Source organism: Streptomyces roseolus (assembly GCF_014649855.1).
In the GTDB taxonomy this organism is placed as follows: Bacteria; Actinomycetota; Actinomycetes; order Streptomycetales; family Streptomycetaceae; genus Streptomyces; species Streptomyces roseolus.
The window spans coordinates 60604-77572 of the sequence record NZ_BMTV01000002.1 but is presented as its reverse complement, the minus strand read 5'-3'; the positions used below and the strand labels follow the sequence as shown (position 1 = coordinate 77572).

The 16969-nt window shown below is 74.0% G+C and carries 19 protein-coding genes; 9 read left to right on the top strand and 10 right to left on the bottom strand.

What is annotated here, in order from left to right:
- Window positions 1–795, top strand: coding sequence for a site-2 protease family protein (locus IE245_RS02460; RefSeq protein WP_189944987.1), 795 nt, complete (start codon window positions 1–3; stop codon window positions 793–795).
- Here IE245_RS02460 and IE245_RS02455 read toward each other — a convergent pair.
- Together IE245_RS02455 and npdG are read right to left on the bottom strand one after the other, a co-directional pair.
- Window positions 792–974 (bottom strand): hypothetical protein, encoded by a 183-nt coding sequence (locus IE245_RS02455; protein ID WP_189944986.1) that lies wholly within the window; start codon window positions 972–974, stop codon window positions 792–794. The genes IE245_RS02460 and IE245_RS02455 overlap by 4 nt on opposite strands.
- 125 nt (window positions 975–1099) lie before the next feature.
- Window positions 1100–1819 carry an NADPH-dependent F420 reductase gene (gene npdG, locus IE245_RS02450; RefSeq protein ID WP_189944985.1) on the bottom strand — a complete coding sequence of 240 codons (720 nt, stop codon included), beginning with the start codon at window positions 1817–1819 and terminating at the stop codon, window positions 1100–1102.
- Window positions 1820–1912: 93 nt separating this feature from the next.
- On the opposite strand from npdG, the gene IE245_RS02445 reads away from it, so the two are divergent.
- Together IE245_RS02445 and IE245_RS02440 are read left to right on the top strand one after the other, a co-directional pair.
- Window positions 1913–2512 (top strand): hypothetical protein, encoded by a 600-nt coding sequence (locus IE245_RS02445; RefSeq protein WP_189944984.1) that lies wholly within the window; start codon window positions 1913–1915, stop codon window positions 2510–2512.
- Between the two features lie 98 nt (window positions 2513–2610).
- Entirely contained in the window at window positions 2611–3915 is a 1305-nt protein-coding gene (locus tag IE245_RS02440) for an MFS transporter (RefSeq protein ID WP_373305249.1), read from the top strand.
- A gap of 171 nt (window positions 3916–4086) precedes the next feature.
- On the opposite strand, the gene IE245_RS02435 is transcribed toward IE245_RS02440, so the two are convergent.
- Window positions 4087–4317 carry a hypothetical protein gene (locus IE245_RS02435; RefSeq protein ID WP_189944983.1) on the bottom strand — a complete coding sequence of 77 codons (231 nt, stop codon included), beginning with the start codon at window positions 4315–4317 and terminating at the stop codon, window positions 4087–4089.
- A gap of 61 nt (window positions 4318–4378) precedes the next feature.
- On the opposite strand from IE245_RS02435, the gene map reads away from it, so the two are divergent.
- Window positions 4379–5236, top strand: coding sequence for a type I methionyl aminopeptidase (map, locus tag IE245_RS02430; protein WP_189944982.1), 858 nt, complete (start codon window positions 4379–4381; stop codon window positions 5234–5236).
- Between the two features lie 119 nt (window positions 5237–5355).
- The gene (locus IE245_RS02425; RefSeq protein WP_189944981.1) at window positions 5356–6006 is read left to right on the top strand and encodes a biliverdin-producing heme oxygenase; all 651 of its coding nucleotides are present in this window, start codon (window positions 5356–5358) and stop codon (window positions 6004–6006) included.
- A gap of 11 nt (window positions 6007–6017) precedes the next feature.
- Here the strand turns inward: IE245_RS02425 and IE245_RS02420 are convergent, their stop codons facing one another.
- A complete protein-coding gene (locus IE245_RS02420) occupies window positions 6018–6707 on the bottom strand; it encodes a PhzF family phenazine biosynthesis protein (protein WP_189944980.1) in 690 nt (229 codons plus the stop codon).
- 237 nt (window positions 6708–6944) lie between these two features.
- Between IE245_RS02420 and IE245_RS02415 the strand changes: the two genes are divergently transcribed.
- Window positions 6945–7982: an SCO2278 family lipoprotein gene (locus IE245_RS02415; RefSeq protein WP_506005168.1), complete on the top strand. Its 1038-nt coding sequence runs from the start codon at window positions 6945–6947 to the stop codon at window positions 7980–7982.
- Between the two features lie 18 nt (window positions 7983–8000).
- On the opposite strand, the gene IE245_RS02410 is transcribed toward IE245_RS02415, so the two are convergent.
- Both IE245_RS02410 and IE245_RS02405 read right to left on the bottom strand, forming a co-directional pair.
- Window positions 8001–8777, bottom strand: a complete 777-nt coding sequence (locus tag IE245_RS02410; protein ID WP_189944979.1) for a bifunctional DNA primase/polymerase — start codon at window positions 8775–8777, stop codon at window positions 8001–8003.
- A gap of 112 nt (window positions 8778–8889) precedes the next feature.
- Entirely contained in the window at window positions 8890–9513 is a 624-nt protein-coding gene (locus IE245_RS02405) for a TetR/AcrR family transcriptional regulator (RefSeq protein WP_189944978.1), read from the bottom strand.
- Between the two features lie 213 nt (window positions 9514–9726).
- On the opposite strand from IE245_RS02405, the gene ddaH reads away from it, so the two are divergent.
- Window positions 9727–10557: a dimethylargininase gene (ddaH, locus tag IE245_RS02400; protein WP_373305248.1), complete on the top strand. Its 831-nt coding sequence runs from the start codon at window positions 9727–9729 to the stop codon at window positions 10555–10557.
- Here ddaH and IE245_RS02395 read toward each other — a convergent pair.
- Both IE245_RS02395 and IE245_RS02390 read right to left on the bottom strand, forming a co-directional pair.
- A complete protein-coding gene (locus tag IE245_RS02395; RefSeq protein WP_189944977.1) occupies window positions 10554–11540 on the bottom strand; it encodes a small ribosomal subunit Rsm22 family protein in 987 nt (328 codons plus the stop codon). The two genes, ddaH and IE245_RS02395, sit on opposite strands and share 4 nt — an antisense overlap.
- 55 nt (window positions 11541–11595) lie before the next feature.
- Entirely contained in the window at window positions 11596–12861 is a 1266-nt protein-coding gene (locus tag IE245_RS02390; RefSeq protein ID WP_189944976.1) for a Bcr/CflA family multidrug efflux MFS transporter, read from the bottom strand.
- Window positions 12862–12924: 63 nt separating this feature from the next.
- Between IE245_RS02390 and IE245_RS02385 the strand changes: the two genes are divergently transcribed.
- The gene (locus tag IE245_RS02385) at window positions 12925–13953 is read left to right on the top strand and encodes a Gfo/Idh/MocA family protein (protein WP_189944975.1); all 1029 of its coding nucleotides are present in this window, start codon (window positions 12925–12927) and stop codon (window positions 13951–13953) included.
- On the opposite strand, the gene IE245_RS02380 is transcribed toward IE245_RS02385, so the two are convergent.
- On the bottom strand, window positions 13940–15583 hold the full coding sequence (locus IE245_RS02380) for an alkaline phosphatase D family protein (RefSeq protein WP_189944974.1): 1644 nt from the start codon (window positions 15581–15583) through the stop codon (window positions 13940–13942). The two genes, IE245_RS02385 and IE245_RS02380, sit on opposite strands and share 14 nt — an antisense overlap.
- Window positions 15584–15750: 167 nt before the next feature.
- Between IE245_RS02380 and IE245_RS02375 the strand changes: the two genes are divergently transcribed.
- Window positions 15751–16494 (top strand): SDR family oxidoreductase, encoded by a 744-nt coding sequence (locus IE245_RS02375; RefSeq protein WP_229851045.1) that lies wholly within the window; start codon window positions 15751–15753, stop codon window positions 16492–16494.
- Between the two features lie 4 nt (window positions 16495–16498).
- On the opposite strand, the gene IE245_RS02370 is transcribed toward IE245_RS02375, so the two are convergent.
- Window positions 16499–16831 (bottom strand): nuclear transport factor 2 family protein, encoded by a 333-nt coding sequence (locus tag IE245_RS02370; protein ID WP_189944970.1) that lies wholly within the window; start codon window positions 16829–16831, stop codon window positions 16499–16501.
- Window positions 16832–16969: the final 138 nt, after the last annotated feature.

The window sequence follows — 16969 nt, the reverse complement described above, 5'->3', positions numbered from 1 at the left end:
ATGAGTTCGGCCGCCGTCCGCCGCGAGGAGCGGCGGATCAGTCCCGTCTTCCTGGCGGTGCTCGCCGTCATGGCGGTCACCGGCTGGGCGGTGTGGACGGACTTCGCCGCGCTGCCCGGGGTGGCGGTCTTCCTCTTCGTGACCTCGGCGTGGATCGTCTCGCTCTGTCTGCACGAGTACGCGCACGCCCGCACGGCCCTGCACGGCGGGGACGTCACGGTGGGCGCCAAGGGCTATCTGAGCCTGAACCCGTTCGCGTACACCCACGCCGTCCTCAGCGTGGTCCTGCCCGTGCTCTTCGTGATCCTGGGCGGGATCGGCCTGCCCGGCGGGGCGGTCTTCATCGAGCAGGGCCGGATCAAGGGCCGCTGGAAGCACAGTCTGATCTCGGCGGCGGGCCCGCTGGCGAACGTGCTGTTCGCCGTGGTGTGCACGGCGCCGTTCTGGCTGGGCGCGCTCGACGGGGTGCCGGCGGCCTTCCGGTACGCGCTGGCGTTCCTGGCGTTCCTCCAGGTGACGGCGGCGCTCCTGAACCTGCTGCCGGTGCCGGGGCTCGACGGCTACGGGATCCTGGAGCCCTGGCTGTCGTACCGGCTGAAGCGGCGGATCGAGCCGTACGCGCCGTACGGCTTCTTCGTCGTGATCGCGCTGCTCTTCGTGCCGGTCGTCAACGGCGCCTTCTTCGACGCGGTCGACGCGCTGATGCGGGCACTGGGCGTCGGCGGCCCCGACCGCGTCTGCGGCTCGGCGCTCTTCCGCTTCTGGGAGACCGCCCCGTCGTACTGCCCGGTCTAGACGGCCTCCGCGGCCTTCTCCGCCTTCGCGCGGCGGAGGTAGTACCAGGCCATGTTGGAGGAGAGGCCGGCGAGGAGGACCCAGACGATGCCGATGAAGCTGCCGTTGACGAAGGAGATCACGGCCGCGGCGACGGCCAGGGCGCAGACCACGAGGGCGTAGAGGGCGAGACGGGGCATGGGGGTCGGCTCCTGTCGGGTACGGCTGACGGTGCCCGACCAGTGTCCCCCATGCCCCGAAGCGTCCGTTCTCCGGCTCCGCCCCCGTGGCCGGCCCGGCTCCGGTGGCCGGCTCGGCGGCCGGCTCAGATGTCGGTGATCCGGACGCCCGCGTGGGCCTTGTAGCGGCGGTTCACCGAGATCAGGTTGGCGACGAGGGACTCGACCTGGTGGGCGTTGCGCAGCCGGCCCGCGAAGACGCCGCGCATGCCGGGGACGCGGCCCGCCAGCGCCTGCACGATCTCGACGTCGGCGCGCTCCTCGCCGAGGACCATCACGTCGGTGTCGATCTCGGCGATCGAGGTGTCCTTGAGGAGGACGGCGGAGAGGTGGTGGAAGGCGGCGGCGACCCGGGAGTCCGGGAGCAGCGCGGCGGCCTGCTCGGCGGCGGAGCCCTCCTCGGGCTTGAGGGCGTAGGCGCCCTTCTTGTCGAAGCCGAGCGGGTTGACGCAGTCGACGACGAGCTTGCCGGCGAGCTCCGCGCGCAGCGACTCCAGGGTCTTGGCGTGGCCGTCCCACGGCACGGCGACGATGACGACGTCGCTGCGGCGGGCGCACTCGGCGTTGTCGGCGCCCTCGACGCCGTGGCCGATCTCCGCGGCGACGGCCACGGCGCGGTCGGCGGCGCGGGAGCCGATGATCACCTGCTGGCCGGCGGCGGCGAGGCGGTAGGCGAGGCCGCGGCCCTGGTCGCCGGTGCCGCCGAGGACGCCGACGACGAGCCCGGAGACGTCGGGCAGGGCCCAGGGGTCCTTGGGGGACGCGGGGGCCGTCGTGGGTGCGGTTGCGGGGGTCGAGTCAGTCATGGGCCGACCCTACCCACCGGTTCGGGACCCGTTCGGGTGGATCGGCGGTCACCGGCGGCGGGCGGGCGGGCGGCTGGGGCAGGATGCGGCGCCATGGATGCCGTACGGGTCGCGTTGCTGCGGGAAGTGCTCGCCGGGACGGAGTGGCCGGCGGCCGCGCGCCGCTTCGCCGGGGCGCTGCGGGCGTCGGTGGCGCCGCGCCGGGGCGCGCTGCTGCTCGTGGGCACGGAGGCGTACGAGCCGTGGCACCTGGCGGCGCACCTGGTGGACGAGGCGGCCTGGTCGGGCCTGCCGGAGCTGGCCCCCACGCTGGTGCGCCACCGGGCCAGGCCCGGCGACCCGCCGCACCTGTCGGTGGGCCTGGGGCGCCTGGAGGCGGCGGGCCGGGGCACCGCGCTCCTCGTCGTCGCGCCGGCCCGCCCGGAGGGGGAGCTGCTTCAGCGGGTGCACGACGCGCGCCGGGCGGGGGCGACGGTGCTGTCGCTCGACGGGGGCGACGCGGAGGTGCGGGGCCTGGCGCACGAGGCGCTGTCGGTGACGGAGGAGGCGGGCCTGGACCTGGACACGGTCCAGCACCTCGTCAGCGCGGCGGCGGGTGAGAACCGGCTGCCGTCGCCGCGGGGGCGCCGTTTCCGCGACCGCCTGGCCCGTCTGGCCGACCACCTGACCTCCCCGCCCCCGCCCCGCTGGTGACCCGCCGCTCCGTCGCGGGCGGGCGTTCCGCCGGCGCGGCCCCGGGGCGGGCGGAAATCGGTTGATCGGGGGGTGGGGGCGGGTGAGCATGGGGTCTCGTGGCTCCTTCCTTGCGTGCGCGGCTCGTGGCCGTGCTGCCCGACACCTCCCCGTGGCGCTCCTCGCGTGACTTCCGGCTGCTGTGGGGGCAGGGGCTGGTCACGTACTTCGCCAGTGCCATGGCGATGGTGGCGCTGCCGCTGCAGATCAAGGAGCTGACGGACTCGCCGCTCGCCGTGGGCGCGATGGGGGCCGTGGAGCTGGTGCCGCTGGTGGTGTTCGGGCTGTACGGCGGGGCGCTGGCGGACGCGGTGGACCGGCGGCGGGTGATCGTCGCGACGGAGGCGGGACTCGGGCTGCTCGCCCTGCTGTTGCTGCTGAACTCGCTGCTCGGCGAGCCGCTGCTGTGGCCGCTGTACGTGGTCGCGGCGGGCGTGTCCGCGCTCGCGGGCCTCCAGCGGCCCGCCCTCGACTCGCTGCTGGCGCGGATCGTGCCGCACGAGCAGCAGACGGCGGCGGCCGCGCTGAACTCGCTGCGGTGGCAGATGGGGGCCATCGCGGGCCCGTCGGTCGCGGGCGTGGTGGTGGCCTACGCGGGCCACGCCCCGGCGTACGCGGTGACGCTCGCCGGCTTCGCCGTGTCGGTGCTGATGTGCCGGCGCCTCTCCCCCGCGCCGCCCGCGCACGACGCGGAGAAGCCGTCGCTGCGCTCGATCGCGGAGGGCGCCCGGTACGCCTGGTCGCGGCCGGTGCTGCTGGGCACGTACGGGATCGACCTGGCCGCCATGGTCTTCGCCTTCCCGAACGCGGTCTTCCCCTTCCTCGCGGACGAGCTGGACGCCCCCTGGTCCCTGGGGCTCATGTACGCGGCCGGCTCCGTCGGCTCGCTGGTCCTCGGGCTGACCAGCGGCTGGACCTCCCGGGTGCGGCGGCACGGGCTGCTCGTGGCCGGCGGTGCCGCGGCCTGGGGGCTCGCGATCGCGGGCGCGGGGTGGTTCGGGGACGTGTGGCTGGTCCTGCTGTGCCTGGCGTTCGCGGGCGCCGGCGACATGCTGAGCGGACTCGGGCGGTCGACGATCTGGAACCAGACGATCCCGGAGGAGCTGCGCGGCCGGCTCGCGGGCATCGAGGTGCTGTCGTACAGCGTGGGACCGCAGCTCGGCCAGGTGCGGGCGGGCGTGATGGCGGGCTGGACCGGCACGCGTACCGCCGTCTGGGCGGGCGGCGTCGCCTGCGTGGCCTCGGTCGGCCTGCTCTGCCTGGTCCTGCCGAAGCTGCTCCGCTACGACTCCGGCACCGACGAGGACGCGCTGCGGCGGAAGGCCCAGCAGGAGGCGACGGCGACGGCGGCCGGGACCGTGTGACCGGGGCCCGGACCCGGCGGCGTGACAGGGCCCGGACCCGGCGGCGTGACCCGGGCCCGGGCCCCGGCGATGTGAGCGGGCCCGGACCGCAGCGGTGTGACCGGGCCCGGACCGGGGGCCGGGCCCGGACCGGGACGGCGTGGCCGGGGTCCGGTCACGCCGTCCCGGCCGTCAGTCCTTGTCCTCCGCCGGGCCCGGCGCGTCGTGCCAGCGCGGGTCGGTCTCCCACTCCAGGTTCCGCTCACGGGCGGTCTCCATGGCGTGCGAGGCCTCCTCACGGGTGGCGTAGGGGCCGAATCGGTTCTTCGCCGGGCAGTCGGGCCCCTCCTCGACCTTCTTGTGTTCCAGGCAGTAGTACCACTCGCCCGGCTTTCCGGCCGTGCGCTTCTTGAACAGGGCCATGGTCGTCGGCTCCTTCCTTCGGGACCATGCTGCCCCAGACGCGGTCGTTAGACTCGCTGGCATGTCTGGCCAGTCGCTTCTCGTACCGGGGGAGCTCTCCCCCACCCGCTCCGTCCCGGGCTCGATCCGTCGCCCCGAGTACGTCGGGAAGTCCGCCCCCACCCCCTACACCGGGCCGGAGGTGCAGGACTCCGACACGATCGAACGGATGCGGATCGCCGGCCGCATCGCCGCGCAGGCGATGGAGGAGGCCGCCAAGCTCATCGCCCCGGGCGTCACCACCGACGAACTCGACCGGGTCGCCCATGAGTACATGTGCGACCACGGCGCCTACCCCTCGACCCTCGGCTACCGGGGCTTCCCCAAGTCGCTGTGCGCCTCGGTCAACGAGGTCATCTGCCACGGCATCCCGGACTCCACGGTGCTGCGCGACGGCGACATCGTGAACCTGGACGTCACGGCGTACATCGGCGGCGTCCACGGCGACAACAACGCGACCTACCTGTGCGGCGACGTCGACGAGGAGTCGCGGCTGCTGGTCGAGCGCACCCGGGAGTCGCTGAACCGCGCGATCAAGGCGGTGAAGCCGGGCCGGCAGATCAACATCATCGGCCGGGTCATCGAGTCGTACGCCAAGCGCTTCGGCTACGGCGTGGTGCGGGACTTCACCGGTCACGGCATCAACACGTCGTTCCACTCCGGCCTGATCGTGCCGCACTACGACTCGCCCCACCACACCACCGTCATCCAGCCCGGCATGACCTTCACGATCGAGCCGATGCTGACGCTGGGCACCCACGAGTACGACATGTGGGACGACGGGTGGACCGTGGTGACCAAGGACCGCAAGCGGACCGCGCAGTTCGAGCACACCCTCGTGGTGACCGAGACGGGAGCGGACATCCTTACGTTGCCCTGACCCCCCTCGGGGGTACAACCTTTACCGACAGGTCGTCGGGAAACCAGTTGACTAAGGTAAGCCTAACTTTACAAAATCGGGTCGACTGGTTCCCGCCCCATCGGTCTCGGAGGCACGCCTTGGACACGCCCTTCTCCACCCTCATCCGCACGGCCTCGCACGAGCAGCACACGGAGGCGGAGACCTCGTCCTTCATGGGCGACCTCCTGGGCGGACGGCTGGGCGTGGACGCGTACGCCCGTTACACGGAGCAGCTCTGGTTCGTGTACCGGGCCCTGGAGGAGGGTGCGGAGGCGCTGCGCGAGGACCCGGTCGCCGGGCCCTTCATACAGCCCGAGCTCTTCCGCACGGAGGCCCTGGAGGCGGACCTCGCCCATCTGCGCGGCCCGGACTGGCGTGCCGGGCTCTCCGCGCTGCCGGCCACCGAGGCGTACGCGGCGCGGGTCGCCGAGTGCGCCCGCAGCTGGCCGGCCGGCTACGTCGCCCACCACTACACCCGTTACCTGGGCGATCTGTCGGGCGGTCAGATCATCCGCGACAAGGCCGAGCGGACCTGGGGCTTCGACCGCAAGGGCGACGGCGTGCGGTTCTACGTCTTCGACGCGATCGGGAACCCGGCCGCGTTCAAGCGCTCCTACCGCGAACTCCTCGACGGGGTGAACGCGGACGACCTGGAGAAGCAGCGGATCGTGGACGAGTGCAAGCGGGCCTTCGCCTTCAACACGGCCGTCTTCCGCGAGCTGGGCGGCGAGTTCCCGCTCAGCGCGTAAGCGCCGCGCTTCTAGCGCATCAGCGTTCTTTCCAGGCGGACCCGTCCGCCCAACTCCACGATGCCGTCGGGGCCGGGGGCGGTCAGCAGCTGCGACCCCCGGCCCTGCCTGATGTTCAGGGCCCGGCCGAGGCGTTCGGTGAGCAGCAGGGCCGCCGCACCGGTGGCCTCGTCCTCGTCGATGCCGTCCCCGCGGCCGGGGAAGGCGCGCGCCCGGATCCGTCCCGCGGCCTCCTCCTCCCACGCCCAGGCGTAGATCCACTCTCCGGGCTCGGGCACCTCCAGGGCGTCCACCTCGGCGGCGGAGGCGTACTGCCGCAGGGTGCGCGGCGGGACCCACGCGGCGCGGGCCTCGATCCAGGTGAACTCGCCGTCGCCGCGCACCCACACCTCTCCGGCGGGCGGGCAGATCACCTCCAGGTCGAGCAGCCAGGCGGCGCCGACGAGCGGGTGCCCGGCGAAGGGGAGCCGCAGCCCCGGGGCGTAGATGTCGACGATGCCGCGCTCGGGGTCGTCGACGAACACGGTCTCGCTGAAGCCGAGTTCCTTGGCGAGCGCCTGCCGGGACGCCTCGTCGGGGTGGACGCGTCCTTCGCGGACGACCCCGAGGGCGTTGCCGTGGCTCCCGTCGCCCGCGCAGAAGACCCGCAGGACGTCGATCTCGGTGCCGGTTCCGGTGCCGGCCTCGCCAGTCGTGTTCATGGCGGAATTGAACCATCCAGGGGCGTGCGGCAGGGCCGTACCTCGGCGTGTCCCTCCCCGCGGCCCCGCCCGACGGCCGGTACGGCACCCTCCTCCGGGGCGTCCTCGACGGCCCGCCCGGCCCGACGGCCCCTCAGGTCACGGTGTGGGCGCTGTATCCGGTCCCGGCGCTCGCGCTCTTCCCCGCCCCGATAGGGTCGGGTCCGTCCGTGCGCGTGGAGAAGCAGAAGGCGACCGATGAGAAGGCTGAGGCTGGAGCGGGGGACCCGGCGGTCCGAGGTGCGGCGGGGACGGCGGCCCTCCCGGGCCCTGGCGTCCGTCGCCGCGGCGACCGTCGTGGCGCTGGCCGCGAGCGGCTGTGTGACCGTCCACGGCGAGACCGCGGTCGTGCCGGGGGCGACGCCCGAGGAGGCCTCGGCGGCGCTCGCCGGTTTCGTCACCGCGTTCAACCGTGCCGACAAGGCCAACGACCCGGCGCTCGACGCCGGTCAGGTGACCGGTGCGCTGGGCGCGATCAACCAGGCCGGCCTGAAGTCGAAGTCGGTGACCCGGCCGGAGGGCAATCCGGACCACGAGCCGCTGGAGCTGCGCGACCCCCGCTTCCTGGTCCCCAGGAAGGCGGGCTGGCCGCGCTGGTTCGTCGCCGACACCGACTCCAACCGCGACGACGGCACGAAGCAGGCGGACAACCGCTGGCTGGTGGCCTTCGTCAAGAACGGCCCCGAGCAGCCGTGGAAGGCCGCCCACCTGGTGATCCTCGGCCGGGACGAGGTGCCCGGGTTCGCCGAGGAGGAGGGCGACGAGGTGGCGGTCGCCGCCGGCTCGGACGCCGTGGCGGTCGCCCCCGGCGAGCTGAGCGAGCGGTACGCCGCGTACCTCAAGGACGGCGGTACGAGTCCCTTCGCGGCGGGCGCGCACACCACCGAGTGGCGTGAGCGGCGGGCCCGTACGGCCTCGCGGCCGGGCGTGGCGACCCAGTGGATCGACCGCGCCGCCGACTCGGGCGACTTCGCGCCGCTGGCGCTCGCGACGGAGGACGGCGGGGCGCTGGTCTTCTTCGCCAGCCGTCACTTCGAGCGCCAGACGACCGCGAAGGGCTACCGTCCGAAGGTGGGCCCGGAGCTGAAGGCCCTGATGAAGGGCGAGATCGTGAACACGGTGACGAAGGAGTGGGTGTCGAGCCAGGTCGTCCTGGTGAAGCCGGCGGGCACGGCGAAGGACGCGGTCGTCTTCGCGGGCCGGCTCCAGGGCGTGGTCGCGGTCGAGGGCTCGTGACGCGGCCCCGTCGGCGGGTCAGCGGGTGAGGGGCCAGGCGACGTCGTGGGGGTGGTGATCCTCGCCCTCGGCCTCCCGCGCGGCGGCGTGCCGGGCGCAGGCGTCGGTGAGGGCCTCCAGGAGGTTCAGCGGGTCGGGCAGCGCGTGCTCGGGGCCGCGGACCCAGCCGACGACGGGGTGGTCGGCCTCGTCGCCGGGGAGGCGGGCGGGCGGGACGAGGACGTAGCTGCCGCGGCAATGCCAGCGCAGGCCCGGATGCTCGTCCATGGTCTCGGGATGGCAGTCCAGCTCGCAGGGCCACCACTCGTCCTCGTCCTCGGGGGTGCCGCGGGTGGCGGTGAAGAAGAGCATCCGGCCGCCGTCGCCCGCGCTGTCGGGGGACTCGGCGACCGGTCCCACCTCGACGCCATCGGCGAGGAGCCGGTCGAGGGCGGCCCGGCCGGCGGCCAGCGGCACGTCGAGGACGTCGTGGACCATGCCGGTGGCGGTGACGAAGTTCGCCGCGGGCTCGTTCCGTACCCAGCGCTCGATCTGCGCGCGGTCGGTGGTCGACTGGGTCTGCCAGGCGAAGGAGACCGGGTGGCGGGCGGGGGTGGGACAGCCGATCCGCTCACAGGAACAGCTGTAGCCGACGGGGTAGGCGGCGGGGGCCAGGGGAAGGCCGGCGGCGGCGATGGCCAGGAGCTGCGTCTCGCGGGTGTTCCCGTCGTCGGCCGCGGCCCGTTTGGGGCGCCTGCGCAGCCACTGTGCGAGTTTGCTCTCCGTGCCGCGGTAGCGGCCGATGCCGTCGCCCATCTATCCCCTCACACCTCATGCTCGCCCGTTCGGCTCTGCCCATGGTCCCACCATCCTGCTCCCCGGGTGACCGGAGTGGGGAACCAGGGGCCGGTGACGACGCTCACGCTCGTCACGGCCGGGGCGTGAGGCCGCGCAGCGCGTGGTCGACGAGGGCGTCGGCGTAGGCGTGGGTGAGGGGGCCGGTGCGGTGCAGCCAGCGGTGGTGGAGCGGGCCGACGAGGAGTTCGGTGGCGAGCCGGGCGTCGACGGCCGGGTCGATCTGCCCGGCGGCCCGGGCGGCCTCGATGCGCCGGGCGAAGACCTGGAGCTGGGGTTCGAGGAGCACTTCGGTGAAGCGGGCGCCGAGCGCGGGGTCGGTGGAGCCCTCGGCGGCGAGGGCCCGGGTGGGGGCGTCGTACCGGGGGTCGTTGAGCTCGTCGACGGTGGCCCGCAGCACGAGCCGGAGGTCGGCGGCGAGGTCGCCGGTGTCGGGCAGCTCGGTCTGCCCGGGGTCGGCGCCGGCCTCCTCGGCGGCGCGCGCGGCGAGGTCGAGGAAGGCGTCGAGGAGCACGGCCGCCTTGGAGGGCCACCACCGGTAGATGGTCTGCTTGCCGACGCCTGCGCGGGCGGCGATGCCCTCGACGGTGGTCTTCGCGTAGCCGGTCTCGGAGACGAGGGCGAGGGCGGCGTCGAAGATGGCGCGCCGGGAGCGCTCGCTGCGGCGGGAGGCGTCGGGGGCCTTGGTCTCGGGCATGCGCCGAATCTACCACCCGACGAGACGACTCGTCTCGCCGGGTGGCGTGGCGCGAGGGGAGGCCGTCCGGCCGCCGCCGACCGGATGTCGATCCCGTGTACGGACAGCGAACCACCCGAACGGTCCACTGCGCACGGGGCCCCGAGAGCGGACCATGGCTCCACCGATCCACGGCCCGCCACCGGCGGGCCGACCGTCCGTGAGGAGGCCCGATTGCGCTCCACTCCGCGCGAGTCCTCGCCCCGCCGCTACCTGATGTGCCCACCCGCGCACTTCAAGGTGACGTACTCCATCAACCCGTGGATGGACCCGACGAAGCCCGTCGACCTGCCGCTCGCCCTCGCCCAGTGGGAGGACCTCCGGGACCGCTACCTCGCCCTCGGACACACCGTCGAACTCCTCGACCCCGACCCCGGGCTGCCGGACATGGTCTTCGCGGCGAACGGCGCGACCGTCGTCGGCGGCCGGGTGCTCGGCGCCCGCTTCGCCCACCCCGAGCGGACCGCCGAGGCCGAGGCGCACCTCGCCTGGTTCCGCCGCAACGGCTGGGCCGAGACCGACCTGCGCGAGCCGGAGCACATCAACGAGGGCGAGGGCGACTTCGCCGTCACCGCCTCCTGGATCCTCGCCGGCACCGGCTTCCGCTCCAGCCCGCTCTCCCACGGCGAGGCCCAGGAGTTCTTCGGCCGGCCGGTGATCGGCCTGGAACTGGTGGACCCCCGCTACTACCACCTGGACACCGCGCTCTGCGTCCTCGACGAGGCCGCCGACGAGGTCATGTACCACCCCGAGGCCTTCTCCCCCGGCAGCCGGGCCGTCCTCGCCCGCCTCTTCCCCGACGCGCTGAGGGTCGGCGCCGAGGACGCGGCGGCGTTCGGGCTCAACGCGGTCAGCGACGGCCGGCACGTGCTGCTCCCGCAGACGGCGACCGGACTCTTCGAACCGCTCAGGGCCCGGGGCTTCCACCCCGTCGGCATGGACCTGAGCGAACTCCTCAAGGGCGGCGGCAGCGTGAAGTGCTGCACCCAGGAGCTGCGTCCCTAGGCTTCCTCGGCCGGGGGCCAGGGGTCGCCCCACTCGGCGTCGCGGGCCTGCTTGTACAGGGGCCCGTGACGCTTGGTGACGGTCGCCCGCTCCAGCCCCCCGGGGGCGCAGAGGTCCAGCAGCACGAGCCCCTTGCGGGTCTGCGGCCTGCGGATGACGCGGGCGGGCGCGGGGGTCGCCGGGAACCTGGTGGCGGCGACGTACGCGTACTTCTCGTCCTCGTACGGCAGCGAACCGCCCTTCACCTGCCGGTGCAGCGAGGAGCGGCTGACCCGCGCCGAGAAGTGGCACCAGTCGGTGCCCGGCTCGATCGGGCAGGCACCGCTGTGCGGGCAGGGCGCGGCGACGGTGAGGCCGGCGTCGATCAGGACGGAGCGGGCGGCGATGATCCGCTCGTAGCCGTCCGGGGTGCCGGGCTCCACGATGACGACGGCGCCGGTCGCGGCCCGGGCCGCCTCGGCGACGAGCGCGGCCCTGTCCCCCTCGGTGAGCTCCTTGAGCACGTACGAGACGGTGACCAGGTCGGTCTCGTCGAGGCGCAGCGCGGTGCCGATCCGCTCGCGCCGCCACTCGGCGTCGAGGACGCCGCCGGCCAGCTCGCGGCCGAGGGCGAGGGCGGGCTCGGCCCAGTCGAGGACGGTGCTGCGCGGCGGCCGCCCGTCCCACGCGTCGGCGACGGCCCAGCTCGCGGCGCCCGTCCCGCCGCCGATGTCGGTGTGCGTGCCCGGCACCCACTCCGGCGCGGCGTCCCGCAGCGCGTCGAGGGCTCCCCGGGCGGCCTCGAACGTCGCGGGCATCCGGTACGCGGCGTACGCGACGACGTCCGCACGGTCCCGGAGCACGGGGGCGTCGGTCGGGGTCGTCCCCCGGTAGTGGGCGATCAGCCGCTCGACGGACTTCGCGGCCTGCGAGGGCGGGAGTCCGCCCAGCACCCCGGCGAGGGCGGTACGCAGGGACTCGGCGGAAGCGACAGACACATTCACCGACCCAGTCTAGGCGCCGCCGCGGCGGCCCGGTCTCCGCCGGGGCGCCGCGGCGTCAGGGCGTGGGGCGCCAGGGGCGGCAGAGGAGGAGGAAGCAGGTGAGGGACGCGGCCGCGCAGGCGAGCTGGACGACGGCCATGGGGACGGCCGTCCGCTCGCCCGCGATGCCGACGAGGGGGGACGCGATCGCGCCGATCAGGAACGAGGAGGTGCCGAGGAGCGCGGACGCGGACCCGGCGGCGTGCGGCGTCCGCATCAGCGCCTGCGCGTTGGTGTTCGGCATCGCCAGGCCCATCGCGGACATGAGGACGAAGAGGCCGGCGGCGACCGGGACGAGGCCGACCTCGCCGAAGACGCCGGTGGTCATCAGGAGCAGCGCCGTCGCGGCGAGCAGGATGACGGAGAGGCCGAAGCCGAGGGCCTTGTCGAGGCTGACCCGGCCGACGAGGAGCTTGCCGTTGATCTGGCCGACGGCGACGAGGCCGATGGAGTTGAGTCCGAAGAGGAGGCTGAAGGTCTGCGGGGAGGCGCCGTAGATCTCCTGGACGACGAACGGGGAGGCGGAGATGTAGGCGAAGAGGGCGGCGAAGGCGAGGCCGCCGGCCAGCATGTAGCCGGTGAAGACGCGGTCGGCGAGAAGGCCGCGCATGGTGCGCAGGGCCTGGCCGACGCCGCCCTCCTGGCGCCGTTCCGGCGGCAGCGTCTCGTGGAGGAAGCGCCAGACGACGAGGGTGAGGAGGACGCCGATGACGGCGAGGACGTGGAAGACGCCCCGCCAGTCGGTGATCCGCAGGATCTGTCCGCCGATGACCGGCGCGATGACCGGCGCGACGCCGGAGATCAGCATGAGGGTGGAGAAGAAGCGGGCCATCTCGACGCCGTCGTAGAGGTCGCGGACGACGGCCCGGGCGATGACGATGCCGGCGGCGCCGGCGAGGCCCTGGAGGAGCCGGAAGGCGATGAGGAGCTCGGCGCTGGGCGCGAAGGCGCAGACGGCGGTGGCGAGGACGTAGACGACCATGCCGGCGAGCAGCGGCCGGCGGCGGCCCCACTTGTCGCTCATGGGGCCGACGACGAGCTGCCCGAGGGCCATGCCGGCGAGGCAGGCGGTGAGGGTGAGCTGGACGGTGGCGGCGGGGGCGGTCAGCGAGCGGGTGACCTCCGGCAGGGCCGGCAGGTACATGTCCATGGAGAGCGGCGGGAGCGCGGTGAGCCCGCCGAGGACGAGGGTGACGAGCAGGCTCGCCCGCCGGGCTGCGGGAACGGCCACCGGGGTTCCGGTTATGTGCTCTCGTGTTGCCTTCTGGCCGCTCTCCGGCATCGACTGCTCCCTTTCGTTGAAACCTTGCCTATGCTCTCAGCTCGGCGGGGCCGATCGAGACCCATGGGGTGGACGGACGTGGACGACGTGAACGACGTGGTGCGGTGGGGCGTGCTCGCGACCGGCGGCATAGCCGAACGGTTCGTGACGGACCTGGCGGAGCTCGAAGGCGCCGAGGTGGTGGCGGTGGCGTCCCGCACGGAGGCGTCGGCTCGGGCCTTCGCCGACCGGTTCGGGATCGGGCGGGCGTACGGCGACTGGGACGGCCTCTTCGCCGATCCCGAGGTGGACGTGGTGTACGTGGCGACCCCGCACCACGCCCACCGGGAGGCGGCCGGCCGCGCCCTGGAGGCGGGCAAGGCGGTCCTGTGCGAGAAGGCCTTCACGCTGAACGCCCGGGAGGCGGAGGAGCTGGTCGCCCTCGCCCGGGACCGGGGCCTCTTCCTCATGGAGGCCATGTGGATGTACTGCAACCCGCTGATCCGGCGGCTCGCCGGGCTGGTCCGGGACGGCGCGATCGGGGACGTGCGGACCGTGCAGGCGGACTTCGGCCTCGCGGGCTCCTTCGGCCCCGGCCACCGGCTGCGGGACCCGGCCGTCGGCGGCGGCGCCCTGCTCGACCTCGGCGTCTACCCGGTCTCCTTCGCCCAGCTGCTGCTCGGCGAGCCGGACGCGGTGCAGGCGCACGCGCGGATCTCCCCGGAGGGCGTGGACCTGAACACGGGCATGCTGCTCGGCTGGTCGGACTCGGGCGCCTCGGCGCTGCTGTCCTGCTCGCTGGAGGCGGACACCCCGCTGACCGCCGCCGTGACCGGCACGAAGGGCCGCATCGAGGTGCCGCGCGGCTTCTTCTTCCCCGAGCGGTTCACCCTGTACCGGGAGGGCGCCGAGCCCGAGGAGTTCACCAACGCCGACGACCCGCACTCGCTGCGGCACGAGGCCGCCGAGGTGATGCGCTGCCTGCGGGCCGGGGAGACCGAGTCGCCGCTCGTCCCGCTGGACGGCACGCTCGCCGTGATGCGGACGCTCGACGCGGTGCGGGACCGCGTCGGCGTCCGCTATCCGCAGGAGGCCGAGCTCACGCGGGTGTGAGGCCCGGCCGGCCGGCCTCCGTGACGAAGGAGGCGGCGGTGGTGACCGGGGCGCCCGGCGTCGTCACGTACGGGACCGTACGGAAGTCGGCGCGGGCGCTCTCCTCCCCGAGGGTCACGGTGACGTAGCCGCGCCGGCCGTTGAAGAACTTCAGGTGCGGGTTGGCCTGCATGAGCTTGTCGTAGTTGGCGGGGCGGTCGGCGCCGTCCTTGCCGCTGGAGATCGAGGTGGCGACGATCTCGGTGCCGACGGTCCGCGAGCCGGGGTCGCGGAAGTCGGCCTTGAGGTCGAAGCCGTAGCCGACGTGGACGTCGCCGGTGAGGACCATCAGGTTCTCCACCCCGGCGGACTCGGCGCCCGCGAGGATCCGCCGCCGGGAGGCCGGGTAACCGTCCCAGGAGTCCATGGACACCTTGAAGTCGGCGGTGGGGCGGTCGCGGCGCTCGGCGAAGACGACCTGCTGGGGCAGGACGTTCCAGCGGGCGTCGGAGGCGCGCCAGCCGTCCAGGAGCCACCGCTCCTGGGCGGCGCCGGTCATGGTGCGGGCCGGGTCCTCGGAGAGCGGGCCAGGGACCTGCCAGCCGTCGCCGTACGCCTGGTCGGAGCGGTACTGGCGGGTGTCGAGGATGTCGAACCGCGCGAGCCGTCCGAAGTCCAGGCGCCGGTACAGCCTCATGTCCGGGCCCTCGGGGAGCTGGGGGCGGCGCAGCGGCTGGTGCTCCCAGTAGGCGCGGTAGGCGGCGGCGCGGCGGAGCAGGAACTCCTCCGGCGGGACGGAGTTCTCGGGGGTGCCGCCCGCGTAGTTGTTCTCGGTCTCGTGGTCGTCCCAGGTGACGACGAAGGGGTGCGCGGCGTGCGCGGCCCTCAGGTCCGGGTCGGTCTTGTAGAGGCCGTAGCGGAGCCGGTAGTCCTCCAGGGTGACCGTCTCGCGGTTGAAGACGGCGGGGAGGGTGCGGTCGGTGTGGGCGCGGGCCCCGCCGGTGGCGTTGACGGCGTACTCGTAGAGGTAGTCGCCGAGGTGGAGGACGACGTCGAGGTCCTCCTCTGCCAGGTGCCGGTGGGCCGTGAAGTAGCCGTCGTGGTACGCCTGGCAGGAGACGGCGCCGAGCCGCAGCTCCGCGGGCCGGGCCCAGGGCGCGGGCGCGGTGCGGGTCCGCCCGGCCGGGCTCACCCACTCCCCGGCGCGGAAGCGGTAGAAGAACTCCCGGCCCGGCTCCAGGTGTTCGACCTCGACGTGCACCGTGTGGGAGAACTCCGGGTGCGCGGTGGCGCGTCCGCGCCGGACGGTGCGGGTGAAGCGCTCGTCGCGGGCGAGCTCCCAGTGGACGGAGACGCGTTCGGCCGGGAGGCCGCCGCCGGGCTCGAAGGGGCGCGGGGCGAGCCGGGTCCACAGCAGGACGGAGCCGGGCAGGGGGTCGCCGGAGGCGACGCCGAGGGTGAACGGGTCCTCGGTGATCCGGCGCCCGTCCAGCTCGGCGGCGGCGGCCGTGCCGGCGGCGGGCAGCTGGGTGGCGAAGGCGAGCGCGGCGGCGGCGCCGGCCGTGGTGAGGAACCGGCGGCGGCCGAAGTGGCGCGCGGCGGCGCGGAGTTCCTCGCCGTGGGCCGGTGTGCTGCTCGGTGCGGGTGTCATGTGCCCCTCCCCTGACGGTTGGTGTCCGTCGGTATTCGAGGGGGGCGGGGCGACATCCCCTTGTCGGGGACAGGTCATCCACGTGTCGGACGGATGAGTTCATGGGGCACGCGTCTGGCGTACGCTGCCCGGCCGGGAGCGACACGAGGCTGGGAAGGCGGTTCGGCATGGGCGTCGCGGTGGTGACGGGAGCGGGTTCGGGCATCGGCCGGGAAGTGGCGCGGGCCCTCGCGGAGGCGGGCTGGTCGGTGGCGCTGGCGGGCCGCCGGGCCGCGCCCCTGGAGGAGACGGCGCGGGGGCTCGCGGAGGGCCGTACCCTCGTCGTCCCGACGGACGTGACCTCACCGGAGGCGGTGGCGGAGCTCTTCGACGCGGTGCGGGACCGCTTCGGCCGCGTCGACCTGCTCTTCAACAACGCGGGGACGTTCGCGGGCGGCGGCACGCCGGTGGAGGAGCTGTCCTACGACACCTGGCGGTCGGTGGTCGACGTCAACCTGACGGGCGCGTTCCTCTGCGCGCAGGCCGCCTTCCGGGCGATGAAGGAGCAGTCCCCGCAGGGCGGCCGCATCATCAACAACGGTTCGATCTCCGCGCACGTGCCGCGCCCGCACTCGATCGCGTACACGGCGACGAAGCACGCGATGACGGGCCTGACGAAGTCGCTGTCGCTCGACGGCCGCCCGTACCGGATCGCCTGCGGCCAGATCGACATCGGCAACGCGGCCACGGAGATGACGGCCCGCATGCGGACCGGCATCCTCCAGGCCGACGGCGAACTGGCGGTGGAACCGGTCATGGACGCGGCGGACGTGGCCGCGACGGTCGTCCACATGGCGGCCCTGCCGCTGGAGGCGAACGTCCAGTTCGCCACGGTCATGGCCACCACGATGCCCTACATCGGCCGCGGCTGACGGCTCACTCCACGGGGACCTGACCGGTCTCGAAGCGGGCCACCTTCCCGTCCTCGACGGTGAACCGCCAGGCGGTGCGCATGGCGCCCCAGGTGTCGTTGCTGTAGGTGGCGACGAGGAAGAGGCCGTCGTCGTCCTCGCTCTCCACCACCATGCGGCCGTTCGAGGAGAACACCTCCCGCTCGGTCCACTCCCGCAGGTCCCGCTCGGTCCCGTCGTCGGCCATGGTCGCGCCGGGCACGAGGGCGGCGTCGAAGGCGGCACGGTCGTTGGCGTTCAGCGCGGTGACGAAGGCGCGCACGGCGGGCTCGGTGAGCCGGTCCACGGGAATGTCCATGCCCCACCCGTACCCGCCGGACGGCGACGCGCCCCGCTCCCGCGCCGGGGATGGGCCAGTCGGGCGAGCCCCCCGGCAGCCTCCGGCGGCCGGGGGCGCGCCCCGGGCAGTATCGGGGGGACCCCAAGCCCGCCTTCC